General features: G+C 31.0%; 24 protein-coding genes and 1 tRNA gene. 6 read left to right on the top strand and 19 right to left on the bottom strand.

Features of this window, described 5'->3' with window-relative positions; translation table 11 throughout:
- Positions 1-99 precede the first annotated feature (99 nt).
- The 15 genes from ACVC2P_RS16100 to ACVC2P_RS16030 all read right to left on the bottom strand — a co-directional run bounded on the left by ACVC2P_RS16100 (position 100) and on the right by ACVC2P_RS16030 (position 12,686).
- Positions 100-486 (bottom strand): VOC family protein, encoded by a 387-nt coding sequence (locus ACVC2P_RS16100; RefSeq protein WP_452599478.1) that lies wholly within the window; start codon positions 484-486, stop codon positions 100-102.
- A gap of 65 nt (positions 487-551) precedes the next feature.
- The gene (locus tag ACVC2P_RS16095) at positions 552-1,010 is read right to left on the bottom strand and encodes a DUF1801 domain-containing protein (protein WP_452599477.1); all 459 of its coding nucleotides are present in this window, start codon (positions 1,008-1,010) and stop codon (positions 552-554) included.
- A gap of 11 nt (positions 1,011-1,021) precedes the next feature.
- A complete protein-coding gene (locus ACVC2P_RS16090; protein ID WP_452599476.1) occupies positions 1,022-1,528 on the bottom strand; it encodes a DUF4199 domain-containing protein in 507 nt (168 codons plus the stop codon).
- A 105-nt stretch (positions 1,529-1,633) separates the two neighbouring features.
- Positions 1,634-2,050: a response regulator transcription factor gene (locus ACVC2P_RS16085; protein ID WP_452599475.1), complete on the bottom strand. Its 417-nt coding sequence runs from the start codon at positions 2,048-2,050 to the stop codon at positions 1,634-1,636.
- Between the two features lie 49 nt (positions 2,051-2,099).
- The gene (locus tag ACVC2P_RS16080; protein ID WP_452599474.1) at positions 2,100-3,038 is read right to left on the bottom strand and encodes a 2-hydroxyacid dehydrogenase; all 939 of its coding nucleotides are present in this window, start codon (positions 3,036-3,038) and stop codon (positions 2,100-2,102) included.
- A gap of 44 nt (positions 3,039-3,082) precedes the next feature.
- Entirely contained in the window at positions 3,083-3,448 is a 366-nt protein-coding gene (locus ACVC2P_RS16075; protein ID WP_452599473.1) for a cupin domain-containing protein, read from the bottom strand.
- A gap of 147 nt (positions 3,449-3,595) precedes the next feature.
- The gene (mgtE, locus tag ACVC2P_RS16070) at positions 3,596-4,966 is read right to left on the bottom strand and encodes a magnesium transporter (RefSeq protein ID WP_452599472.1); all 1,371 of its coding nucleotides are present in this window, start codon (positions 4,964-4,966) and stop codon (positions 3,596-3,598) included.
- A gap of 80 nt (positions 4,967-5,046) precedes the next feature.
- Positions 5,047-5,853, bottom strand: a complete 807-nt coding sequence (gene rsmA / locus ACVC2P_RS16065) for a 16S rRNA (adenine(1518)-N(6)/adenine(1519)-N(6))-dimethyltransferase RsmA (protein WP_452599471.1) — start codon at positions 5,851-5,853, stop codon at positions 5,047-5,049.
- A 50-nt stretch (positions 5,854-5,903) separates the two neighbouring features.
- Positions 5,904-6,227 carry a DUF4286 family protein gene (locus ACVC2P_RS16060; protein ID WP_452599470.1) on the bottom strand — a complete coding sequence of 108 codons (324 nt, stop codon included), beginning with the start codon at positions 6,225-6,227 and terminating at the stop codon, positions 5,904-5,906.
- 66 nt (positions 6,228-6,293) lie between these two features.
- Positions 6,294-6,809, bottom strand: coding sequence for a GNAT family N-acetyltransferase (locus tag ACVC2P_RS16055; protein WP_452599469.1), 516 nt, complete (start codon positions 6,807-6,809; stop codon positions 6,294-6,296).
- A gap of 6 nt (positions 6,810-6,815) precedes the next feature.
- Positions 6,816-8,564, bottom strand: a complete 1,749-nt coding sequence (locus ACVC2P_RS16050; RefSeq protein WP_452599468.1) for a tetratricopeptide repeat protein — start codon at positions 8,562-8,564, stop codon at positions 6,816-6,818.
- Between the two features lie 143 nt (positions 8,565-8,707).
- Positions 8,708-8,833: a hypothetical protein gene (locus ACVC2P_RS16045; protein WP_452599467.1), complete on the bottom strand. Its 126-nt coding sequence runs from the start codon at positions 8,831-8,833 to the stop codon at positions 8,708-8,710.
- Between the two features lie 137 nt (positions 8,834-8,970).
- Positions 8,971-10,242, bottom strand: a complete 1,272-nt coding sequence (serS, locus tag ACVC2P_RS16040) for a serine--tRNA ligase (protein WP_452599466.1) — start codon at positions 10,240-10,242, stop codon at positions 8,971-8,973.
- 223 nt (positions 10,243-10,465) lie between these two features.
- A complete protein-coding gene (locus ACVC2P_RS16035; RefSeq protein WP_452599465.1) occupies positions 10,466-11,776 on the bottom strand; it encodes an HTTM domain-containing protein in 1,311 nt (436 codons plus the stop codon).
- On the bottom strand, positions 11,766-12,686 hold the full coding sequence (locus ACVC2P_RS16030; protein ID WP_452599464.1) for a bifunctional riboflavin kinase/FAD synthetase: 921 nt from the start codon (positions 12,684-12,686) through the stop codon (positions 11,766-11,768). The genes ACVC2P_RS16035 and ACVC2P_RS16030 overlap by 11 nt, the downstream gene beginning before the upstream one ends.
- Positions 12,687-12,942: 256 nt before the next feature.
- Between ACVC2P_RS16030 and ACVC2P_RS16025 the strand changes: the two genes are divergently transcribed.
- Positions 12,943-16,278 (top strand): zinc-dependent metalloprotease, encoded by a 3,336-nt coding sequence (locus ACVC2P_RS16025; RefSeq protein ID WP_452599463.1) that lies wholly within the window; start codon positions 12,943-12,945, stop codon positions 16,276-16,278.
- Positions 16,279-16,374: 96 nt separating this feature from the next.
- On the opposite strand, the gene pth is transcribed toward ACVC2P_RS16025, so the two are convergent.
- The 3 genes from pth to ACVC2P_RS16010 form a co-directional block, all read right to left on the bottom strand.
- Entirely contained in the window at positions 16,375-16,941 is a 567-nt protein-coding gene (gene pth, locus ACVC2P_RS16020) for an aminoacyl-tRNA hydrolase (RefSeq protein ID WP_452599479.1), read from the bottom strand.
- A gap of 154 nt (positions 16,942-17,095) precedes the next feature.
- The gene (locus ACVC2P_RS16015; RefSeq protein ID WP_452599462.1) at positions 17,096-17,701 is read right to left on the bottom strand and encodes a 50S ribosomal protein L25/general stress protein Ctc; all 606 of its coding nucleotides are present in this window, start codon (positions 17,699-17,701) and stop codon (positions 17,096-17,098) included.
- 26 nt (positions 17,702-17,727) lie between these two features.
- A complete protein-coding gene (locus tag ACVC2P_RS16010; RefSeq protein WP_452599461.1) occupies positions 17,728-18,669 on the bottom strand; it encodes a ribose-phosphate pyrophosphokinase in 942 nt (313 codons plus the stop codon).
- Positions 18,670-18,813: 144 nt separating this feature from the next.
- Between ACVC2P_RS16010 and ACVC2P_RS16005 the strand changes: the two genes are divergently transcribed.
- The 5 genes from ACVC2P_RS16005 to ACVC2P_RS15985 all read left to right on the top strand — a co-directional run bounded on the left by ACVC2P_RS16005 (position 18,814) and on the right by ACVC2P_RS15985 (position 23,385).
- A tRNA-Leu gene (locus ACVC2P_RS16005) sits at positions 18,814-18,895 on the top strand.
- A 487-nt stretch (positions 18,896-19,382) separates the two neighbouring features.
- Positions 19,383-20,567 (top strand): helix-turn-helix domain-containing protein, encoded by a 1,185-nt coding sequence (locus tag ACVC2P_RS16000; RefSeq protein ID WP_452599460.1) that lies wholly within the window; start codon positions 19,383-19,385, stop codon positions 20,565-20,567.
- A gap of 106 nt (positions 20,568-20,673) precedes the next feature.
- Positions 20,674-21,150: a hypothetical protein gene (locus ACVC2P_RS15995; RefSeq protein ID WP_452599459.1), complete on the top strand. Its 477-nt coding sequence runs from the start codon at positions 20,674-20,676 to the stop codon at positions 21,148-21,150.
- Positions 21,151-21,182: 32 nt separating this feature from the next.
- A complete protein-coding gene (locus tag ACVC2P_RS15990; RefSeq protein ID WP_452599458.1) occupies positions 21,183-21,860 on the top strand; it encodes a hypothetical protein in 678 nt (225 codons plus the stop codon).
- A 1,078-nt stretch (positions 21,861-22,938) separates the two neighbouring features.
- Positions 22,939-23,385: a TlpA family protein disulfide reductase gene (locus tag ACVC2P_RS15985; protein WP_452599457.1), complete on the top strand. Its 447-nt coding sequence runs from the start codon at positions 22,939-22,941 to the stop codon at positions 23,383-23,385.
- On the opposite strand, the gene ACVC2P_RS15980 is transcribed toward ACVC2P_RS15985, so the two are convergent.
- Positions 23,382-23,801, bottom strand: coding sequence for a hypothetical protein (locus ACVC2P_RS15980; RefSeq protein WP_452599456.1), 420 nt, complete (start codon positions 23,799-23,801; stop codon positions 23,382-23,384). The two genes, ACVC2P_RS15985 and ACVC2P_RS15980, sit on opposite strands and share 4 nt — an antisense overlap.
- Positions 23,802-23,812: the final 11 nt, after the last annotated feature.

Here is a 23,812-nt window from a genome sequence, read left to right as displayed (position 1 = left end):
TCCCCTAACATATCGTTAAGGTCATCGCCTAAATTTTTTTCGTCAGACATGTAATTAATTGATTATTGATTATGGTTTAAAGTTAATAAAATAATTGGTTTATAAAAAAGCTTTATCTATTGGTTCCCATAACTCTATTTTATTACCATCGTTATCTAATATCCAACCAAATTTACCATAATCGTATTCTTCTATGTTTCCTACAACGGTTACACCTTCTTCTTTTAAAGATGCAATTAATTCTTTTAAGTTTTCAACCCGATAATTAAACATAAAATCTTTTTTAGAAGGCTCATAGTACTTAGTGTCTTCTGCAAAAGGACTCCACTGTGTAGAGCAATTGTTGCCTTCTTTATCTTTCCACCAAAAGGTGCAGCCATAATCGTCTGTATTAAAACCTAAGTGTTTTTTATACCATGCTTTAGTTTGTTTTGGGTCTTTGGTTTTAAAAAATAATCCGCCAATACCTGTAACTCTTTTTTTCATAAAAAATATTTTTTTTGATTCCTAAGGCACTAGGGATCTCTTTTATTGTATGTTGTTTATAAAGCTTACTTCTTCTTTAAATTCGTTTCGTATATGTCTATCCATTCTTCTGGTGTCATCTTTGCTGTTAGTTCGCCAATTAATTCATAAGGAATTTCTTCTAGTTTTTTAAATCTAATACAGCTTTTTCCCATATCTAGTTTACGTTTGCAATGCTTTGGGTATTCGCTAACAAACCAATCGTGAAGCTCTTTGTTTGCATAAATACCACTATGGTATAAATTCACTGAGTTTTTTTGTGAAGCAAAACTCATAAAAGGTAACGGTGTTTTAGGATCGCAATGGTAGCCACCTGGATATACTGCGTGTGGAACATAATAACCAATCATTCCGTATTGAATACCTTCTTCAAAACCTTTAGGAAGATTGTCTTTTATAACTTTTCGTAGTTTGTTTAAAGTATTTTTTCGTTCCTCTGGAACTTGACTTATATAGTCTTCTGGAGACGTTGCTTTGTATTGCATAGTGTTAAGTTTTATTTGCGCTGTAAAATTAATGCAGATATTAAAGATATAATTAATCCTATTAATACCACGGTTACAAACATTATAAATGCCATAAAACCAGATCCGCCATAGTCTTCCATTTGTTGTATTAAAACCGCTTTTTGAGTTTTATACTCTTCTGGAGTTAATGTACTTTCCATTGTTTTTAGTGTTGTATCTAAGTATTCTTGGGCAAAATCAGGATTGATTAATGTTGTATAAGCATAATCTGCAATAGCAATTCCTAATCCTACAAAAGCCGAAATTAGAAGTCCAATAATAAATGCTTTTCCTATGCTTACAATACCATTGTTTACTTGATCTCTATAATGTTTTATTCCAAAAAAGATAAAGGATAGAGAAGCTATCATAGTGGTATAACCAACAATTTCTTGAGAAGAATAACTCATACCTTTACCTAGCCAAAGTGCTAATAAAAATAAAAGTATGGCTACTAATAAGCCATAAGTACCAAATTTAATTACTGTGTTTTTCATAAGTTGTTTCGTTTAAAATTATGACCTAAAAGTAATTTAATAGCCAGTTTTTGGACTCATACTAAAGTACTAAAAGACTCATACTTTAGTCTAAAAGTAGTAATTTTAAAGGATTTGAAGAGATTTTGCAATTAAAATAGCTTGGGTACGTCGCTTAGCATTTAATTTAACGAGCAGACTAGAGACATGTGTTTTTATAGTGCTTTCTGAAACAAATAATTTACTAGCGATTTCTTTATTAGATAACCCTTCTGAAATACTTTGAAGAACTTCGTATTCACGTTTACTAATTTCTAATTCTTCAATTTTTTTATAATCAATTTTTGGAGTGGTATCAATTTCTATTGTTTTATGTAAGCTTTTTTTGTTGATATATATACCAACAAAAAAGAAAATAATAGCAATAATAGCTATCACTATTTCTATTTTTAAGTTATTAGATATTAAAGCATACTTGCTAAATTGAAAGAGTAGAAGCAAGGCTAAAATAAGTGTGCCAAAAACTAGAATCGTTTTTTTCATATTTATTGTCCAGACAATCGAAAACTGTATTAAATTTTATTTTTTAAAATTAATAAAATTTAGCTTTAATTTTATTTACAATAGTTTGTGCTAGTTTTTCTTTACTTTCTATTGTCCAGCCTGCTACGTGCGGTGATAAAATAACATTTTTAGCTTCTATTAGATATTTAAAGGCTTCGGGCATATCGTTATTAGTAAATAGGTTTTCGAAAGACGATTTTTCGTATTCCAATACATCTAGTCCAGCTCCAAGAATTTTACCAGATTGTAAGGCCTGCATTAAATGAGAGGTTACTACACTTTTTCCTCTCGCCGTGTTAATTAACCAAAATGGTTTTTTAAACTCATGTATTAATGTATTGTTAACCATACCTATAGTTAAAGGGGTTTCTGGCGTGTGTAAGCTTAGTACATCTGCATGTTTTTGTAATTCTTGTAAAGACACTTGCGTTGCATTATTATCACCTACGTTAGGTTTTAAATCGTAACATAACACTTTAACATCAAAACCTCTTAATTTTTTTGCAAAGGCTTTCCCCATATTACCATATCCAATTAAGCCCACTGTTTTACCGTCTAGTTCAATGCCTCTATTGTCTTCTCTTAACCATTGGCCTTGCCTTACTTCTTTATCTGCTTTGTTTAGTTTGTTAAAAAGCGATAATAGCATAGCTAAGCTATGTTCTCCTACGGCGTTTCTGTTACCTTCTGGAGCAGCAATAAGTGTAATGCCTTTTTGTTCTGCATAATCGCAATCTATGTTTTCTAAACCTGCACCAACACGACCTATAAATTTTAGGCTAGTTGCTGCATCTATAAAATTGGCATCTATACTAAAACGACTTCTTATTATAAAACCATCATAATTATGAATGATTTTTAGAATGTCTTCTTTGGATGCTGTATAGTTTTCATCATTTGTATACCCCAAATCGTTTAGCTGATTAATTAAGAGTGGGTGATTGGTATCTAGATGTAGAATTTTCATAGTTTTCTAGTGTATACAGGAATCTGTTAAATTGATATTTGATTTTAAATTGAAGGGTACACGGTTTGTGTTTTTTTATCTTTTACATTCCCTGTGTGTGCTGTCGTTAGTTTTTCAAATAATAATAGATGTACTTCTTCTTCGTTTTTTGTCATAGGATTATGTTCTACCCCTTTGGGTACCACAATTAGCTCCCCTGGTTTTACAATTTCTGTTCGGTCTCTAAATTGCATATATAAAGTACCTTTTACAACTTGAAATAATTCGTCTTCATGTTCGTGACTGTGCCAAACAAATTCACCCTGTATCTTGGCTAAAAGTACTTGCATATCGTCTACTGTTGCAATTCTGTGCGGGTGCCATTGTTTTGTAAACTCTGCGTGTTTGGCTTTTATATTGATTGCTTTCATAATCTAAAATGCTTTGAGAATGTTTAAATTTACGAAGTTTTGCGTTAAGGATGGAGCAGTCTGTTTGAGCTCTTTTTATTTTTTATAAAAAAGCGAGCTGCGAAATGGGTATAAAAAGAGAGTAAAGCCTGATCCTTGAGTAACGCTCTAGATATTAAGAATTAATTTTGCTATCCAGAAGTATATTAATATACCAAAAATATCATTACTTGTAGTGATAAAGGGACCCGTTGCTATAGCTGGGTCTATGCCTCTTTTGTCTAAAAATAATGGAATAAATGTGCCTATTAAACCAGCGACAATAATAACGACAACTAAAGAAACGGAAATAGCCAATGCTTTTAATAGTTCTGTAGTATAACCCCAAACAAATAAAAATAAAAATAAAGCCAGTATGCTACCGTTTAATGCTGCAAGTAGCATTTCTTTTATTAGACGATTATTAATGCTTCCTTTTACATCGTCGTTTGCCAAACCTTGTACTATGATGGCGCTAGATTGCACACCTACATTACCGGCCATAGCCGCAATTAATGGTGTGAAGAAAAATAACACTGCATATTTAGTAAATGATTCTTGAAAACCCTCCATAATTAAAAAAGCTCCTACTCCACCAACAAGTCCTAAAAATAACCAAGGTAGCCTAGCTCTTGTTAATTCTAAAATACTATCACTAGCTTCTACATCTTGCGTAATACCTGCTGCTAATTGGTAATCTTTTTCGGCTTCTTCTTTTATAACATCTACAATGTCGTCTATAGTAATGCGTCCTAAAAGTACTTTGTTTTCATCTACTACTGGTATAGCTTCTAGGTCATACTTTTGCATGATTCTAGCGACTTCATCTATATCTTCGTCTACTTTTACATAATCTACTTTTGGTATGTATACTGTAGAAATATGTGCTCGAGGTGAAGCCATTAGTAGGTCTTTTAAAGAGAGACGACCTATAAGTTTTTCGTTTTCATCTACTACATAAATAGAGTGTACTCTAGTTACCTCTTCTGCTTGAGCACGCATTTCTTTAACGCATTGGGTAACGGTCCAATTTTCATTTACCCTTACTAACTCTTTTGCCATTAAGGCTCCGGCAGTGTCTTCAGAATAGGTGAGAAGTTCTTGTATTTCGGCCTTATGTTCTTCGTCTTCTATTTGAGAAATGACTGCTTCTTGTCGTTCTTCGGGAAGTTCGTTTATAATATCTGCTGCATCATCGGTATCTAGTTCCTCGATTTCTTCTGCAATCTCTTTAGCAGAAAGAGAGGATAATATTTTTTCACGATCGTCATCATCTAACTCCATCAGAATTTCTGATGTCTTTTCACTATCTAATAGCTTAATGATGTATGTGGCCTGGTTTATTTTTAATTCTCCGAGAATTTCGGCAATATCAGCGTGGTGCAAATCATTTAACAGTTCAAGAATTTCAGTATTATTTCTTGATTCTATTAATTGTTCTACGTTTTCTATAAGCGCTATGCTTATTTTAAACTGAATATTTTCGTTAGTCTCTTCCACCAAACTTTTGTTAGTATAGGGCTTAATCTGTTGATTCTTAATAAATAGAATTTTTGAAAAAGCGATTTTTAAATTATAATTTAATCGGCGTCTGGCATATCGTTTTCTATAAAACTGGTAAGTTCTATAAATTGGGATACGTTTAATTGCTCTGGACGTTTGCCAAATATAACATTTGCTTTTAAATTATCGCTTAGATTAAATGTTTTTAAACTGTTACGAAGTGTTTTTCTACGTTGCTGAAATGCTTGCTTTACAACTTTAAAAAATAACTTTTCATTACAAGGTAAGCTATAATCTTTTTTTCTAGTTAACCTTAGCACACCAGAATCTACTTTTGGTGGAGGATTAAACACGGTTGGTGGTACTGTAAATAAATATTCTGCATCGTAAAATGCTTGTGTTAATACAGATAAAATACCATAAACTTTACTGCCTTCTTTAGAGCAGATACGAGCAGCGACTTCTTTTTGAAACATGCCTGAGAATTCTGGAATTTGATCTCGTAATTCTAAGGTTTTAAATACTATTTGCGTAGAAATGTTATATGGAAAATTACCAATAATGGCGAAAGGCTCGCTGTTAAATGTTTTACTTAAGTCGTACTTTAAAAAATCTTGTTCTAATATTCTAGGTGCTAAATTGAGGTAATTGTTTTTTAAGTAGTCTACACTTTCGGTATCTATTTCAACAACGTAAGTGGTTACTGGTTTTTTTAATAGGTATTTTGTTAATACCCCCATTCCTGGCCCAATTTCCAAAACATTTTTATAGCCTTGTAATTGTAGCGAATCTGCAATTTGTTCTGCTATGGTTTCATCTTCTAAAAAATGTTGCCCTAAAAACTTTTTTGCTTTTACTTGATGATTATTAGGTTTTTGAGCCATAGTTAAATATTAAAAGAATGAAATGATAGAATTTTATAAAAGATAAGGTATTATTTAAAGTTTACAGTGTATTCGTCAATAATTTGTAATTCTGTTCTAAAGGCTAGCATCTTATCTGCAAAACGTTTTAATCCATCGGCCTTTAACTTATCTGCATCTTCTCTATAATAAGCATCTAAAGCTTCACGTGAGTATGAACGGTATTGAATAGAGTAAGTTTGTCCGCCCATTTCTTCTTCTACTAATACTTTGGTTAATTTAGCATCTTTAAACTTACCTGTGGCTAATACTTGCGGAATGTGCTCTTTTATCCATTTTAACCATTCGTCATGTGCGCTATCATCTATATTTACGGTAACATTATATATATACATCTTGAATTGTGATTTTGTAGTATTATAAATTTGAAATTCTATACGTTAATAAAGTAAATCAATTTATTAATCCAATTTTTTTGCAAATAACAGAAGTTCTTCATCAGCATCAAAAGGAAATACAGTTTTTTCGTAGTTTAACCCTAATTTTTCCAATAGTGCTATGGAGCCTTTATTGTTAGGTAATGTAATGGCTATTATACGTTTTAAGTTAAATTTATGTTTAGCTAGTTTTATAATTTCTAAAGAGGCTTCGTAACCAAACCCTTTTCTTTCGTATTCTGGAAGCATAGCAAAACCTATGTCTACATCGTCTAAGGTGTTACGTTTTATTAAACCACATGTGCCTATTGGTTTTAAGTTATTATCTTTTAAGAGTAGTTTGTAGAAACCAAAACCATTGTCTTTGTAGCTTTTAATATTGCCTTCTTTTAAAGCAGTTATAGCTTGGTCTAGTGTTTTTATATTTCTATCTCCTATATATTGTATCCAATGAGGTGTGTTTACTAGTTTTAAATAAAACGGAGCATCTTCTGTAGTAAATTTAGAAATAATAAGTCTCTTCGTTTCTGCTATTATCATCTTGTTTTAATTTATAGCATCACCTCTCAAGGCTCTAAATCTTTTACGAGATTCTACAAAGTAGATACTATCGGCATGGTTAAAAACTATAGTTTCGTATAATGCTTTTGCTTTTTCTGGTAAGGCTAATTTATTGGCATACAATTCGGCTAACGCAAATAATGCATCGTCTATAAGGATGCCTTCTTTGTAGTTTTTAATTATAGCTTCGTAGTTATCTTTTGCTTTTTCATATTCTTGCTTATCTTCAAATAATTGTCCTTGTTTTAAAAGCGTTTGCGGAATAATAGCTTCTGTTTTATGGTTCTTTAAAATAGTACTTAAAATAGTAATGGCTTCGTCCTTTCTGTTTTGAAAAGCTAACAAGTCTGCTTTGGCATAACTTTTTAAAGCTACTTGAAGTGAGTCGTCTAGTTTATTGTCTGAGATAAGCAGTTTTAAATCTAAGGCATCATTTGCTGTAAGTTGAGATGTTGAAGATTTTAATATTTTTAACTGCGATTCTGCCCACTTAAAATCACCTTTATAATAGCTTGTTTTTGCAACTTTAAAACGGGCTTCTTGAGATAAGGTGCTGTTTTTTAAACTTCGTTGTATTTGTGTGTAATAGATTAGAGCTTCATTAAACTTTTCTTCTAATACTAAAATATCACCGAGTTCTAGTTTTATTTTCGCAAGGTTAAATGTAGTAAGGTTTAGTTTTAAACTTTCTTTTAAAAAAGCAATAGCTTCTTTAGTTTTATTCTCGTTAAATGCTAAAAAGTGAGCGTAAGCAATTTGTATGTCTAAAGTATTAGAGAAACGACCAAATTCATTAATAGTATTTAGGTATTTATTATTAATATCTGGATAGTCTTTTTTAGAAGCTAGTTCTGTTTCAATTTTAAGTGTATTGTAATGAGCACTAATTTTCGTGTCTATGTCTTGAGTATTCTCTATAATAAACAAAAACATTTGCTTTGCTAAGTCGTACTTTTTATTAGTATAAGCTATTAGTGCTAATTCTTCAACACGGTCTAAAGAGGTTAGTTCTCTTTTATAGATTGCTTTTTCTTGTATAAATGCTTTTTTATAATCCTTTTGCTGAATAAACAACCAACTTAACATTTCGTTCCAGATGATGTTAGGGCTAGTCTGTATTTTTTTAAGTAGAATTTTTTTTAAGATAATATTATTTTCATTAGTGCCATTTTCACTAATAAAGGTACTAAACTCTCTTTTTATATTATTTAAATAAGAGGCATTAACTTCAGAGAAATTAACGTAGCTATTAAACATTTTTTCAATATCTCCTTGCTCTCCATAAATACGTGCCAATTGCATATTAAAATTAAGCTCTGGTTTTAAATCCATTGCTTTTTTATAAGTGGTAATAGCCTCATCTAGTAGAGAAAGGTTTTCAAAACGTCTACCTATTCCATAAGCATAATTAGCATTGGTTTCTATAGATTTAATGGCCTTATCATAGTTTAACTTGGCATTTATAGTATCTTTTTGTAAAGCATAGTTATAGCCTAATTCTATAATATATGGCCCATAAGCTCTTTTTGCTAATTGAGCTTCAATTAAATTTTGTGCTTCTGTATATTGCTCTAGTTGTTGGTGTATTTTTATTAATTGAATAATATAACTAGGATTATTTTTGTTTTTCTTTACAAGGCTTTTATAAGATATTAATGCTTTTTCAAACTCTCCATTTTTAAAATACTCTCTTGCTACAATATCGTCTTGTGCAAACGTATTGAGACTAAACAAAAAAAGAAATAGTATTAAAAACCGCATATTTATTTACTTTCTGTAAATATAACAAAAGTAGTATGTAGATATTGTGAAATAAATGCAAAAACCTGAAATTAATCAGGTTTTGCTTATAGTGTTTAAAGGGTTTTTAAAATCGTTTAGTTGTTTACAATAGCTACATTGTTTTGCTTTGGGGTGTTTATTTTTTCAACATCAGATGAAAATACTTTAAAAGCAATAACAATTAACGTAGCTAACAAAAGTAGACGTTTAATGTTTTTCATGATTTGTTAGATTTGGGAAAAATAAATTTCATAATAAAATCTATTAAATCAAACAAAACATTGAAAAAATCGTCAAATAACGTTAAAAATTAACACTTAATCGATTAAAATAGAGAAAAGAGCTACTTTTATAAGCCTTAATTTATAATTTTAAACCCTGTATATGGTACTAATACTTCAGGTATTACTATGCCTTCTTCTGTTTGGCAGTTTTCTAAAATACCAGCTAAAACTCTAGGTAAAGCTAAAGCACTTCCATTTAAAGTGTGTGCTAATTCGTTTTTACCTTCACTATTTTTAAAACGTAACTTTAATCTATTGGCTTGAAAAGTTTCAAAATTAGATACAGAAGATATTTCCAGCCAACGGTCTTGTGCAGTAGAAAATAATTCAAAATCGTAAGTTAAAGCAGATGTAAAACCAAGGTCGCCTCCACATAAACGTAAAATACGATATGGTAATTTTAGTTCTCTTAAAATTTCTTTTACATGTGCTACCATACCATCTAATGCTTCATAAGATTTTGTAGGGTGTTCTACACGTAAAATTTCTACTTTATCAAATTGATGTAATCTATTTAATCCACGAACATGAGCGCCATAACTTCCCGCTTCTCTTCTAAAACAAGGGGTGTAACCAGTTATACCAACAGGTAAATCGCTTTCAGGTAATACTACATTTCTAAATATATTTGTACCAGGAACTTCGGCTGTAGGAATTAAGTATAAGTTATCTCCAGTAACGTGGTACATTTGCCCTTCTTTATCTGGTAACTGTCCTGTTCCAAATCCAGAAGCCTCGTTTACTAAGTGAGGTAATTGGTATTCTGTATAGCCAGCAGCTGTATTTTTATCTAAAAAATAAGCTATTAAAGCACGCTGTAAACGGGCGCCTTTTCCTTTGTATACAGGGAAGCCGGCTCCTGTTATTTTGTTTCCTAGCTCAAAATCTATAATATCGTATTTCTTTGCCAATTCCCAATGTGGTAATGCACCATCATGTAATATAGGGATATCCCCCTCTCTAAAGGTTTCTTCGTTATCCTCGTCTGTATTTCCTTTAGGAACAATTGCATTAGGAACATTAGGTATTTTATATAATAACTGATTTAAATCCTCGGCTTTTGTACTTAAGTTTTCTTTTAAAGTTTCTACAAGCTTCTTTAAATCTGTTGTTTTTGCTTTTAAAACAGTTGCTTTTTCTGCTTCACCAGATTTATACAACACACCAATTTCTTTGGATAACTTATTAGATTCCGCTAAAGTGTTGTCTAATTCAGCTTGTAACGCGCGGCGTTCCTCGTCAAAAAGAATAACATTGTTAATCATTTGTGTAGCATAAATATTTCGTTTTGCTAAACGCTCGATTACGAGATCCTTATTGTCTCTAATAAATGGTACTTGTAACATGATGTTTTGTTTGGGCGTTCCCTTACAGGTCAGGCTTTACTCTTGTTTATTATCTTTTTATTTATGAATCGTGAATGTATTCATTTCGCAACTCGCTTTTTTATTTTTTTTTGGAAAATAAAAAGAGCTTAAACATATTGCTCAATCCTTAACGCAAATTATAAATTTAATTTAAAAGCGTAAAAGTAGTAAGTTTTTAGATGCTAGGAAATAATTTGTAGGTCTATTTTGAAGGAAGTAACCATTCGCTATGTGCAAAAGGATTCCATTTAACACTCGCTATATCTGTTTTTGGGTTTACTAATTGCTTATAAGGCTTTCCATTTACACTTATTTTACAATTAACGTATACTGCAATGTCTTTACCTCTTGTTTTAAAATCTTGCTTTAAATGTTGAGCAAATTGCCATATTACATCTGGTTTTGAGCTAGCCATTCGTTTTTGTTTGGCAGATAAGTAATTGTCTAAATTTATAATTTTACTTTCTTTAGTAGCTTTATCTTCTACTGTATAAACGGCAACACCATGTTTAGCACGTAGCATCATCCTCCATGACATTCTATGGCCTTCCTCTGTAAATAATACACTATCTTCAATAAAATGATGGCGGAGTGGCAATGCTATTTGAATAACAAAATAAATACAAAAAACGACTAACATAGGTTTCTTGTAAGAAGGAACTATAATCTCTGCTTTATCATAAAAAACTTTCTTTTTCAAGAATATATTTTTTATCGTTTTCGGTTCAAAAAAGAATAATGAAAATGCTAGAGATAAAAAAGGAAAAACACCAACTTGAAATACAATAGCATTAAATAAGTGGAAAAAAATAGAGGCGAAAAAAGCATACTTTCTAGTAGGTTTAAAAAGAAGCAAAGGAATAATTAAACCATCAAACAATAAACCGCCATAGCATATTAAATAGGGCATAAAATCATTTTGCAAAAAGCCTCCAATTATGGGGTAATTAGCTTTTCCTGCCATTAATATTTTTGGAAATGTTAAATCCATCCAATCTGGATACATTTTAGCAATTGAGGCGTAAGTATATAAAATGAATAATTGTACTACAAATACCCATTTACACCAACTAGGCATGGCATTGCGTTTTATGCTAGGATTTAGTTTAGCATCTATAGAGGCATACTTGTTTGCTGGGAGAAATACCATTATTGCGCTTAATAATATAAGTAAATAGTAATGGTTATTATAAGATGCTTTTTGCATAAAATAAGTACAAGACCACATTATGGTAAACACAATCATACTCATTCTATATTTGTATCCTAACATAATGAGTAAGCCAAAACACCCCATTACACAATAATATACATACATCCAATCTCCTGGTAAAGGCTGTAACCATTCAAAACCAATAAAGGAAAAAGTGAATTCTGGGTCAATTAAAGTTCTTTTAATCCAACCAGTAAAAATAGCGCCTACAGATTCTAAAAAACATAGTAACCCGAAAATAATCCTAAAGACTACAAGCGAACTGTTATCTATATATTTGAATAAAAATTTATTTAACATTGTCTGTTATATACCTTAAAGCATTTTCTTGATCTAAATATAATTGTTTTTTTAAAGCTTCTATAGATTCAAATTTTTCTTCGTCTCTTAACCGCTTTAAAATCTCAACTTGTAAGAGTGTTCCATAAAGGGAGGTGTTTAGGTCGAAAAAATGAATTTCTATAGTCTGTTTACTCCCATTAACTGTTGGGTTAGTCCCTATGTTCATCATGCCATAATAGGTTTTGTTTTGGTATATAGTTTTGGCTATATATACACCCTGCTTAGGAACTAATTTGTAAGATTCTTGTAATTGTAAATTGGCGGTAGGGAAATCAATAGTGCGCCCCAGGCCTTTACCTTTTACAACTTCTCCAGTTAATATAAAGTTATAGCCTAAATAGGCGTTAGCAGTTTCAATATCGCCTAGTTCTAGAGCATTTCTAATTTTTGTAGAACTTACAGCGACATCATTAATATCTTGCGCCGTTATTTCTTCAACTTTAAAACCATAAACCTCACCAAAAGCTTTCAAATCTTCAATATTTGCTGCCCTATTTCTGCCAAAATGATGGTCGTACCCAATAATAATATATTTTGCTTTAAGCTCTTTAACTAATATGTTTTCAACAAATTCTTTAGCTGTTAACCTTGAGAACTCTTGAGTGAATTTTTTAATAATTAAAGACGCTACACCGTAGTTAGCTAAGATGTCTTTTTTTTCATCTATAGTATTAATAAGTTTAATGTTGGCATCTTTTTGTAAAACCATTCTTGGGTGAGGAAAAAAAGTAAGAATAGTAGGTTCTAAACTTTTTTCCTTACCAACGGTAACCAAGCGTTGTATTATTTTCTGATGTCCAATATGGACACCATCAAAAGTACCTATGGTAATTACTGTTTGCTTTTCTGATTTAGGTGTAGATCTCAAAAATGAAAATAATTTATAATACAAAAATAGAAAAGCAATTGGAATAACATTAAGAGCTTCCAATATTATTAACTAATGCTTCTAAGTTTATTAAGTAATATCCTATTAAATCGATAGATTTGTTTATTGGTGTTAATATTTAGTTTATTGCATTATTTAACGTTTAATGGTGTTAAAAACAAGGTATTAAATTTGTTTTTATGATGAAAAAAAGAAAATAAGTGTTAAATTTGAGTGAATTAAAAAATCTTCATTCATGAGAACAAAATTACATTACGTATTTGTTTTGATACTATCATTGTGTGTAGGAGTAGTTTCTGCACAACAAAGCGTATGGTCATCAAGTACATTTAGAGATGGGACACAAGGTGTGTCTATGAAAAAATTAGATAAGGAAAATTATAGTATTTTTCAATTAAATATCGAAGGGTTTAAAGAGCAATTAGTTGGTGCGCCTTTAAGAAGTGCTTCTAGTGGAAAATCTAATACTATAATTACTTTTCCTAGTATAAATGGAAAAACAGCTCAATATCGAGTAGTTGAGACATCGATATTTTCTGATCCAGAATATGCTGCTATTGCACATCCAAATATTAAAACATATTTAGGATCTAGTGTAGATGGTAAAGGAACTAGAGTAAGATTCAGTGTTACACCACTAGGTTTAAATGCCATGATTTCTACACCTGGAGAAGAAACTGTGTTTATTCAACCAGCAACTAAAGTATCTAACGGACAGTATTTAGTTTACAATAGAAATGCTAGACCAGACTATTCAGAAGACTTTGAGTGTTCTACAATAGGAGAGATGGTTAAAAAAGAAGCAATGACGTTAACTAGTAGAGATGCTAATGATCAATTATTAAGAACCTTTAGAATTGCGGTATCAACAACTTCAGAATATACAGCTTTCTGGGATGATGGTAATGCTGGAAATGGTGATGCACAACAAGATGCTTTAGCTCAAATGATTTCTACATTAAACAGAAACAACGAGGTCTTTGAAGTAGATATGGCTATTACATTTGTTTTAGTTGATACTGCAGACGACCCTGCGTTAGATTTAATTTACTCTGGAACAGATCCTTATGGAGGAAACTTAAATGGGGATTTACAAACAAATCTAACAGCTACAGTTGGAGAAGCAGATTACGATATAGGACACTTATTACATAATGATGCTAATAATGGTAATGCAGGATGTATTGGTTGTGTGTGTACAAATGGAAAGGGAAGTGGATTCTCTTCTCACCAATTTGTAGATAATGATGGCGGACCATATATGGCAGATTTTTTCGATATCGATTATGTGCCACATGAAATAGGACACCAAATGGGAGCAAACCACACATGGTCATTCAACTCTGAAGGAACAGGTGTAAATGCAGAACCAGGAAGTGGTACAACCATAATGGGATATGCTGGTATTACTGGAGGAAGTGATGTACAAGATCATAGTGATCCTTATTTCCACTACCATAGTATCGATCAAATTCTTAATAACGTAACAACAGGGGCAAATACTTGTGCAGTTACTACTGCTATTACAAATGCACCACCAGTTGCAGATGCGGGAAGCGATTATACAATTCCTATGGGAACGGCTTTTATTCTTAAAGGAGCAGCAACAGATCCTGATGGAGGTGATGTTTTAACTTATACATGGGAACAAGTAGATGATGGTGTAGTGCCAAATACATCTTTTGGACCAACAAACACTAGTGGAGCGATGTTTAGATCTCGTCCACCAAGTACAAACCCTAATAGATATATGCCTATATTAAGTCGTGTATTAAATGGACAGCTTACAGAAACTAACCCAGTAGAGACTGTAGCTAATACATCTTGGGAAACTGTTTCTACTGTAGGTAGAGATTTAAATTTTGCTTTAACAGTTAGAGATAGATCTGAAGCTAATGGGGTTGGACAAATGCCTCAAACAGATTTTGATGAAATGGTAGTAACAGTAGATGGAGCATCTGGACCATTTGCGGTTACATCGCAAACAACAAATGTAAGTTGGGATGCAGGTTCAACACAGACTGTAACTTGGGATGTTGCAGGAACTGATGGTGGAGCTGTAAATACACCAACGGTAAATATTTTATTATCTACAGATGGAGGTTTAACATTTCCATTTACAATGGCATCTAATGTGCCAAACGACGGGACTCACGATGTTACTGTACCAGTAACAGGAGGAGATACTACTATGGCAAGAGTAATAGTTGAAGGTAATAATAATATATTCTATGCAGTAAATTCAACGAATTTTACGATACAAGAATCTGAGTTTGTAATTTCTGTAGCTAACCCAGTTATAGATATATGTACACCAGATGATGCTGTTTACAATTGTACTTATAATACATTCTTAGGATTTTCAGATACAACAAACTTCTCTGTTACAGGTTTACCTGCAGGAGCAAATGCTGTAATTAACCCTACATCTGCTACAGCAGATGGTACAACTTTTACTGTTACTGTATCTGGAACAGGCGCTTTAGCAACAGGTAGTTATCCTTTTGCAATAACAGGAGTTTCTGGAGCTATTACTAAAAATGTAGATGTTACATTAAATGTATTTAATGGTACAATTAGTGCAACAACATTAACGGCACCAGCAGATGGAGCAGTAGATGTTCCTGCTGATGGAAACTTAACATGGAATGCAGATGTTAATGCTCAAAATTACTTAGTTGAGGTGGCGTCAGATAGTGGATTCGCAACTATAGTAGAGTCTGCTACGGTACAAACTACATCTTACACAACAACAGCTTTAGCTGCAAATACTCAATACTATTGGAGAGTAACTGCATCTAACCAATGTGCTACAGCAGCTGCATCTGCTACATATAGCTTTACAACTGCTAATTTAACTTGTGGAAACTATGTAGATAATGTGTCTCAGGTAATCTCTGCTTCTGGAGCAGGAAATACAATTACATCTACTGTAAACGTAGGTGCAGATTTCCCTATTACAGATGTTAATGTTACTATAAATATAGATCATTCATGGGCAGCCGATTTAGATATTACACTAACTAGTCCAGCAGGAACAGTTATAGAATTAACTTCAGATAACGGAGGTAGTGGTGATAACTATACAAATACTGTTTTCGATCAAGAAGGAACAGATGGGCCTATTACAGGAGGAACGGCTCCTTTTACGGGAAGTTATGTGCCAGAGGGAGATTTATCTACCTTATATGGAGAGAACTCTGGTGGAGATTGGGTTTTAACAGTTGTTGATGATGCCAATCAAGATGGAGGAACATTTAATAGCTTCGATTTATACTTATGTGTACAAGGATCTTTATCTGTAGAGGAGTTTAATAATGAACTTACAGGTTTATTTGTATTCCCTAACCCAAATAACGGAACGTTTAATGTTAAATTAAATACATCATCTACTAATGATATTAGTATGACTGTATATGACATAAGCGGTAGACGTGTTTTTGATAAGAGATACGAAAGCAGCCCTACATTTAATGAAACAGTAAACTTAAATAACGTACAAGCTGGTATGTATATTTTAGAGGTTTCTGATGGTGTTAAAAAACAAAGTAAAAAGATTATTGTTAACTAAAACTAGTTACTCAATACTTATAAAAAAAGGAAGCCAATAGGCTTCCTTTTTTGTTTTTCTATGAAAAAAATGTCTGAATACATTACTAGAAGCATACTATTTGCCGTTATAAGCATTCATAGTATTACTAACACCAGCCAAAACAAAAGATTTAATAATTTCAATGCTTTTTTCTAACCTTTCTGGTAGCTTTTCCTGTTCTTCTTCTGTCCATTCACCTAATACGTAATCAACTTGTCTTCCTTTGCTAAAAGCATCGCTTATGCCAAACCTATAACGGTTATATTTTGTCGTGTTTAATGCATTTTGAGTGTCTTTTAAGCCGTTGTGCCCGCCATCGCTACCTTTAGTTTTAATGCGTAGACTTCCAAAGGGCAAATTAAGGTCGTCTGTAATAACTAATAAGTTTTCTAAGGGGATTTTTTCTTTAGTTAACCAATATAAAATGGCTTTCCCACTTAGGTTCATAAAAGTATTGGGTTTTAAAAATATAAAAGTTCGACCTTTTAACTTATAGGTTGCTATATCTCCTAGTTTTTGAGTCTCAAAGGTTAAGTCTTCTTTTTTAGCAAAAAAATCTAGTATTTTAAAGCCAATATTATGACGTGTGTTTTCGTATTTAGGACCAATATTTCCTAAACCTACAATAAGAAATTTTTTCATAGGGTCTTGTTCTTCAATAGTAAATGTAGCTTTACTTTTTATAAAAATATTAATAAGCTTTTTAAGCATAGAAATAATAATAATTAAGGACTCAAAAATAAAAAAGCATTCTGAATAAACAGAATGCTTTTAATATTATAAAGAATTATAAGTTTTATTCTGCTGCTGCAGTTTCTTCATCCTCATCGTCGTCATCGTCAGCATCAGATACAGATGTTCTAGAACGTTTAACTAAACATACAACAGTGTTTTCTGGATGCATAAATTTATAACCATCACTTTCTAAAGCAGTAATGTATAATTTGTTTCCAATTTTAAGTTCTGAAATATCAGCTTCAATAAAATCTGGTAAATTACCAGGTAAAGCTTTAATTCTTAAGCTACGTTTGTTTTTACGTAAAACACCACCAGCTCTAACACCTCTAGAGTTTCCTACATATGCAACAGGAATATCCATAGTAATCTCTTTATCATCAAATAATTGATAGAAATCTACGTGTAAAATTCTGTCTGTTACAGGGTGGAATTGAATGTCTTGTAAGATAGCATTATAGCTATCTCCATTTTCTAAACTAATTACAACTGTATGCGCATTAGGTGTGTAAACCAATTTTGAGAATGCTAATTCAGCTGCTGAGAAATGAACTGTCTTGTCTCCTCCGTATAATACGCAAGGAACCTGGTCAGCATTACGTAAGGCTTTTGTTGCTTTTCTGCCCACGCTTTCTCTTAGAGATCCGTTGATTGTAATCGATTTCATTTTTGTTATTTATATTTAATTATTAATTACATTAAAAATTTAGAACTTATAGACTTATTGTAATGTACATTGTGCATTACTTCTGCAAATAAGTCTGCGCAAGTTAGTACTTTTATTTTATTACTTTCTTGCTTTAATGGTATAGAGTCTGTTACTATTAATTCTTCTAGTTTAGAGTTTTCAAGTCTCTCGTATGCACTTCCAGATAATATAGGGTGTGTACAGATTGCTCTTACGCTAAGTGCACCTCTTTCCATCATTAAATCTGCGGCTTTGGTTAAAGTACCAGCAGTATCAACCATATCGTCTACTAAAACAACATTTTTGCCAGTAACATCACCAATTAATTCCATGTGAGATATTACATTAGCTTTTGCACGTTGTTTATAACAGATAACAACATCGCTTTCTAATGCCTTAGAGTATGCATAGGCTCTTTTAGAACCACCCATATCTGGAGAAGCAATAGTTAAATTATCTAGATTTAAGCTTTTTAAGTAAGGTAAAAATACTGTAGATGCAAATAAATGGTCTACCGGTTTTTCAAAAAATCCTTGTATTTGATCTGCATGCAAATCCATTGTTATAATACGGGTTGCACCAGCAGCTTCTAACATTTTTGCTACTAATTTTGCAGCAATAGGTACTCTAGGTTTATCTTTTCTATCTTGTCTTGCCCAACCAAAGTAAGGTAAAACAGCAGTAATATGTCTAGCAGAAGCACGTTTAGCTGCATCTAGCATTAACAACATTTCCATTAAGTTTTCTGAACTTGGATTGGTAGATCCAATAACAAAAATACGTTTACCACGTATAGACTCTTCATAAGATGGTTGGAACTCTCCATCGCTATAGGTAGAGGTTATAACGTTCCCTAAAGAGGTACCATAAGAGGCTGCAATCTTTTCAGCTAAAGTTTTACTTTGCGTAATAGAAAAAATCTTAGCTTCTGGCTGTGTAATAGACATAGTTAAAATGTTGTTTTGCAGTGTGTAACACTACATGTTTTTTAATTGCGTGCAAATTTAGAGTTTTTTTTCATCTATCATAATATATATAGAGACTATTTTAAAGTATTTACAGAAAAAAGATATATTTTTGCGCTTCCAATAGCTCAAGTGGCGGAATTGGTAGACGCGCTGGATTCAAAATCCAGTTTCTTCGGAAGTGTGGGTTCGATCCCCACCTTGAGTACTTTTTAAAACCTCAATCTATTTAACGTAAATAGATTGAGGTTTTTCTTTTATTTAGATTAAGTTGTTTTTTAAGATATGTGAATATTTATGATATTTGGTAGTAACTGATTTTAATATGAATATTTTGTAGAAAAGTATTATTATAAGATAAGAGTGGAAAAATAATAATATTAAACCTAGATTAAATTGCTTTTATAAATCTATTAATTTATTCATATTATATTAAAAATAACCCCAATGTTGCTCCCGTATATGTATTTACAGGACTTTTTAAGATTTATTTGTACCTTATGAGGCTTAGTTTTTTTGTTGTAAGGTGTAGTGATTTCAGAAATTTATACATTTTTAAAACTTTTATTTAACAAGTGTTTAAAATTAAAGAAACATTTTTGCCGAATAATTCTTCAAAATCAATTAACAATCCCTAATTTAAAATTTTAATGCATACGAGTTTAGTCATGTTTCAAAAACAAAAAGAAATAATTTTGGATTTGGATTCAACAAATACTTTTATCAACATTGTTGATGTAGTAGGTATTATCCAAGGAGTTCTTTTTGGCTTAATGTTTATAATTCTGAACTCTAAAAAAGAAAAAAAGAAGTATTTTGCTTATTTAGGGGGCTTTATTCTTCTTTTTTCGCTAGAGCCAATACCAAGCTTATTATACTCTCTAGACATATTAAATCAATATCCATATTTAGAGCTATTTCCAGCTCATTTTCATTTTTCGGCCTTCCCTTTATTTTACTTATATATTCAGAAAATATCGATTTTAAAAACGAAAAAAACAAATTATTGGGTTTTAATACCAGGCTTTGTCGAGTTTGTTATAGGGATATTTATTTTTATTCAACCAATTCCTATAAAATTGTCCCTAAAACCTTTTTATTATTCAATGGAATATTATGCATTTGGGCTTTTGTATTCTATTTTTATTGGAATAAAAACACTGAACTTAATAAAAAAACATCAAGTAGAAATTAAAAACCAATACACCTACTTGCTAGATAAGCAGTTAAATTGGTGTAAATGGTTCTTGTATGCAAGTATTTTATTTCAAGTTATCCTTTTAATAGATGGTTTTACGATACATAGTTTTTGGTACATTTTATCTAATGTCTCTAACTTAATATTAATTTATTGGATTTGTTTTAAAGGGTTTACACAACATTCCATAAACTCTGTGTTGGATGATTTTAAATCTTTAGACTTAAACTATAGAGAAAAAGGCTTATTGCCTTATGAAAACAATAAGCCAGAGCTTTATGTTGCAGAAGATACTATTGAAGATGATGAAAAGACATACGAATATCTGGATCATAAAGAAATGAATAATATTCTTAAAAAAGTAGATGCTTATCTAGTAGAATCTGAGGTGTATATAAATAAAGATTTTGCTTTAAACAATCTTTCTAATGCTATTAATGTACATCCAAGAAGAGTGTCGTTTTCATTAAATAAACTTACAGGATACAATTTTAATACTTATATAAATAAGTACAGAATAGATAAAGCGAAGGCCATTTTAAAAAACCCTTTAAAAGACCATTTGTCTATTGAAGGTGTAGGTATAGAAGTAGGTTTTAACTCTAGAGCTTCTTTTTATAGTGCTTTTAAAAAGTTTGAGAAATCTACACCTGCCATGTACAAAAAAAAGAGACAGGACTAATTTTGTAATTATGTTTTGAATTCAGAAATCTATACATGTAAAAGGAATTATATTAATATCTAGACTAAACAGGAATATATATTTGCATTTTTAAAACAATAGAAAAATGAAAATTTATTCTTATCAAATTAAGTTTAAGGATTTCTTTTTTGCATTAAGCGGAATTATAATAGCCATACTGGTCTATATGCTTCTTCGTTTCTATACCATTAAAGATGTTAATATACTGTATACAATACATGGGCATCAATCTCATTATAATTTAAGCCTATTGTGGTTAAGTGTATTTGTATGCTTCTTTTTCTTTTTACTCAATGTGTTTTACTTACAATTAATCATTTCTAAACGAGAAATAAAACAAGTTACAGAATCTATGCGATATGCAAATACACACATACTAAATACTTTTATATATCAAACACAAATATTAACAATAGAAGCTTCAGAAATACCTGAGTTTAATAAAGAGGTTATAAATGTTTATAATAAGTCTGTAGATGAAGCTTTAATACAATCTAAACGAATATCATCTTTAAAAAAGATTAATGAGAAAGCTATTTTAGACTGTCTCACTCCTAATTAAAATAAATACTAAAATTTAAATCAACTATAAAAATGTGCAAAATTAGATTTTTTATTATCGTAATACTTTGTTTTGTCTCTTGTTCTTTTATTTATGGGCAAGTAGGTATTAGTACAACAAATCCTCAGGCAGCTTTAGATATAGATGTAGAAACGTTAGGACTATTGCCTCCAAGAGTAAAACTGGTAAGAACAGATGTAGCTACACCTATTACAAACCCAGTTGGAGGAAATTTGGTAGATGGAACAATTGTATATAATACAGAAACAATTAATGATGTTACACCTGGATATTATTACTGGGAAGTAGATAAGTGGGTGAGGTTTGTTTCTGAATGTTGTTGTGATAATGATTTAACATTTGCAGAAAAAGCACTAGCTATTTCATCTGGTACAAACAATAATGTAAACTTAGAGTTAACATCAACAAATGCTGGTGTAGATGCTTTTAAAATAAATCATAATGGAGCATCCATTGCAGGGATATCAAATGGAACTCATGGAAGATTAATCTATTTGTATAATGGTAGTTCTAATAAAAATTTAACATTAAGAGAAAATGATGATGCAAATGGTACAAATTCTATAAATCGTTTTTCTATAAAAGAAGATTATGTAATGGGGCCAGGTATGGCAGCTTTAATTTTTTACGATGGCTTATACTTAAAGCGATGGATAGTTGTGAAGTTTAAGGAAGAAGAAGATGATTAGTATACTACCTATTTTAGATTTTTTAATTTAAAAGAAGTAGTTAGTTGGGGCCTACAAGTCTAGTGGATTGGTAACAAAAAATAAATAGTAGAAAGTAGTAATTAGGTAATAGGATCATTTTTTAAGGACTACAAAGCGTCATAATATATTCGGGAGAAATATAACTATTGACATTAATTCTAAGCGATGTGAATTTTAAATTTGATTTGTAAAATTAGGAAAACTATTTATCCTTGTTATTTTAACTCCACTAGATATTTGTAGGAAACAACAGTTAGGTCATTTTTTTATGCTTGATCTTTTTTAAGATGGTTATTGTTTTAAAAAAAACATCATAATGTTTAAGAATATAGTAATTGAGATAGTAGTATGCTATCTATATATAGATTTTTTAATTTAAAAGGAAGTAGTTGGTTGAAGAACCCCTGCAAATCTAGTGGATGGATAACAAAAAATAAATAGTAGTAACTAGGAAACAGGATTATTTTTAAGGATTATAAGGACGTCATAATATATTCGAGGAGCTAACGAAGGACGACATTAATTAATTCTAAGTTACATAATCCATAAGAAAACTATTTTAAACTTGTTATTATAATTCCACTAGATATTTGTAGGTAAATATAGAATTAGGCTATTTTTTATACACTTATTTTTAAGAGGGTTTTATGCTTAAAAAACTATTGTGAAGTTTAAGAATAAAAACAATTGAAATAATAGAATACTACAGGTTTTTAGGTTTTTTAATTTAAAAGAAGTAGTTAGTTGGGGCCTACATGTCTAGTGGATAGATAACAAAAAATAAATAGTAGTAATTAGGTAATAGAATCATTTTCTAAGGATTACAAATGCGTCATAATATATTGGGGACAAATATATAGTACTGACCTTAATTAGTTCTAAACTAAGTAAACTTTATATCTGATTTGTAAAATGAGAAAACTATTTATGCTTGTTATTGTAATTCCGCTAGATGTTTGTAGGTAAATATAAAGCTGATTTATTTTTTATAAGTTGTAAGCCTAATATGCTAATGACGTAAAATATTAATTAGTATTTTAGGGGTCTTTTATATACAATGGAGACAGAAAATAAAATACAAGCTATAAAGGTTAAAGATTTAGATTATTTAGAAGTTAACCTAATGATTAAATATAAAAATAAACCGTTATTGTTGTTGTTTTATAACAATGCTTGTCTTGGTTGTACGGGAAGAGCAATCCCTTTAGCACACAAATTTAAACAAGACTATAAAAAGATACAAGTTGTAGGAATACATGTTAATTTTGGAAATGCTAAAACTACTAAAGAAGAAATTAAAAGTATCTTTACTATAAACAATTTACCTTTCCCAATTTATTTAGACGAAACAAAAAGTGTTTACGATAGTTTTAATTGTGAAGGCACTCCACATTGGGTAATAATTAATAAACAAGGGGATGTGTACAGATCTATTTTTGGCTCGCAATATGGAGCACAAAATAGATTGTATTATGCTATAGAAAGTTTAATAAATGAAACCTAGTTTTTATTTAAAAATTTTAAAGTAAATAGTCCTCCTATCCAGGCCATTGGTAAGTAGGCTGCAACAAGATCTAAAATTATAAACCAAATAGGACCAGGAACTATATAATTAATTAAAATACCACCTATTAAAAATAGAACTCCAATAACTAATGCAAATTTCATTTTATTTTTGGCAGCTATCATTCCTGCAATAAAAGCACCAGTTAGTGTGCCTAAAGCATGAGCTAAAAAAGGAAAAATAAAGTGTCTATAATCTAAAGTGGGCATAATTTCTGCTATGGAATTTAAATCGTTTGGGTCTAAATCTGCTATGGGAAATAATATATGGCCTACTTTTACTAACCCCATATTAATACTACTACCACCAAGCCATCCAGCTAAAACGGCTAAGATGTTTCTAACTTTTGGATTCATAATTGTAATTT

It is taken from the genome of Pontimicrobium sp. MEBiC01747, from assembly GCF_053601635.1.
The sequence above is the reverse complement of the archived record's forward strand: the minus strand, read 5'-3'. Positions and strand labels throughout refer to the sequence as shown.

Bases quoted from the DNA above. Each gene is read 5' to 3' on its own strand.
- ACVC2P_RS16100 (WP_452599478.1), bottom strand. From the start codon at position 486: ATGAAAAAAAGAGTTACAGGTATTGGCGGATTATTTTTTAAAACCAAA.
- ACVC2P_RS16095 (WP_452599477.1), bottom strand. From the start codon at position 1,010: ATGCAATACAAAGCAACGTCTCCAGAAGACTATATAAGTCAAGTTCCA.
- ACVC2P_RS16090 (WP_452599476.1), bottom strand. From the start codon at position 1,528: ATGAAAAACACAGTAATTAAATTTGGTACTTATGGCTTATTAGTAGCC.
- ACVC2P_RS16085 (WP_452599475.1), bottom strand. From the start codon at position 2,050: ATGAAAAAAACGATTCTAGTTTTTGGCACACTTATTTTAGCCTTGCTT.
- ACVC2P_RS16080 (WP_452599474.1), bottom strand. From the start codon at position 3,038: ATGAAAATTCTACATCTAGATACCAATCACCCACTCTTAATTAATCAG.
- ACVC2P_RS16075 (WP_452599473.1), bottom strand. From the start codon at position 3,448: ATGAAAGCAATCAATATAAAAGCCAAACACGCAGAGTTTACAAAACAA.
- rsmA (WP_452599471.1), bottom strand. From the start codon at position 5,853: ATGGCTCAAAAACCTAATAATCATCAAGTAAAAGCAAAAAAGTTTTTA.
- ACVC2P_RS16060 (WP_452599470.1), bottom strand. From the start codon at position 6,227: ATGTATATATATAATGTTACCGTAAATATAGATGATAGCGCACATGAC.
- ACVC2P_RS16055 (WP_452599469.1), bottom strand. From the start codon at position 6,809: ATGATAATAGCAGAAACGAAGAGACTTATTATTTCTAAATTTACTACA.
- ACVC2P_RS16045 (WP_452599467.1), bottom strand. From the start codon at position 8,833: ATGAAAAACATTAAACGTCTACTTTTGTTAGCTACGTTAATTGTTATT.
- serS (WP_452599466.1), bottom strand. From the start codon at position 10,242: ATGTTACAAGTACCATTTATTAGAGACAATAAGGATCTCGTAATCGAG.
- ACVC2P_RS16035 (WP_452599465.1), bottom strand. From the start codon at position 11,776: ATGTTAAATAAATTTTTATTCAAATATATAGATAACAGTTCGCTTGTA.
- ACVC2P_RS16025 (WP_452599463.1), top strand. From the start codon at position 12,943: ATGAGAACAAAATTACATTACGTATTTGTTTTGATACTATCATTGTGT.
- pth (WP_452599479.1), bottom strand. From the start codon at position 16,941: ATGAAAAAATTTCTTATTGTAGGTTTAGGAAATATTGGTCCTAAATAC.
- ACVC2P_RS16015 (WP_452599462.1), bottom strand. From the start codon at position 17,701: ATGAAATCGATTACAATCAACGGATCTCTAAGAGAAAGCGTGGGCAGA.
- ACVC2P_RS16010 (WP_452599461.1), bottom strand. From the start codon at position 18,669: ATGTCTATTACACAGCCAGAAGCTAAGATTTTTTCTATTACGCAAAGT.
- ACVC2P_RS15995 (WP_452599459.1), top strand. From the start codon at position 20,674: ATGAAAATTTATTCTTATCAAATTAAGTTTAAGGATTTCTTTTTTGCA.
- ACVC2P_RS15990 (WP_452599458.1), top strand. From the start codon at position 21,183: ATGTGCAAAATTAGATTTTTTATTATCGTAATACTTTGTTTTGTCTCT.
- ACVC2P_RS15985 (WP_452599457.1), top strand. From the start codon at position 22,939: ATGGAGACAGAAAATAAAATACAAGCTATAAAGGTTAAAGATTTAGAT.
- ACVC2P_RS15980 (WP_452599456.1), bottom strand. From the start codon at position 23,801: ATGAATCCAAAAGTTAGAAACATCTTAGCCGTTTTAGCTGGATGGCTT.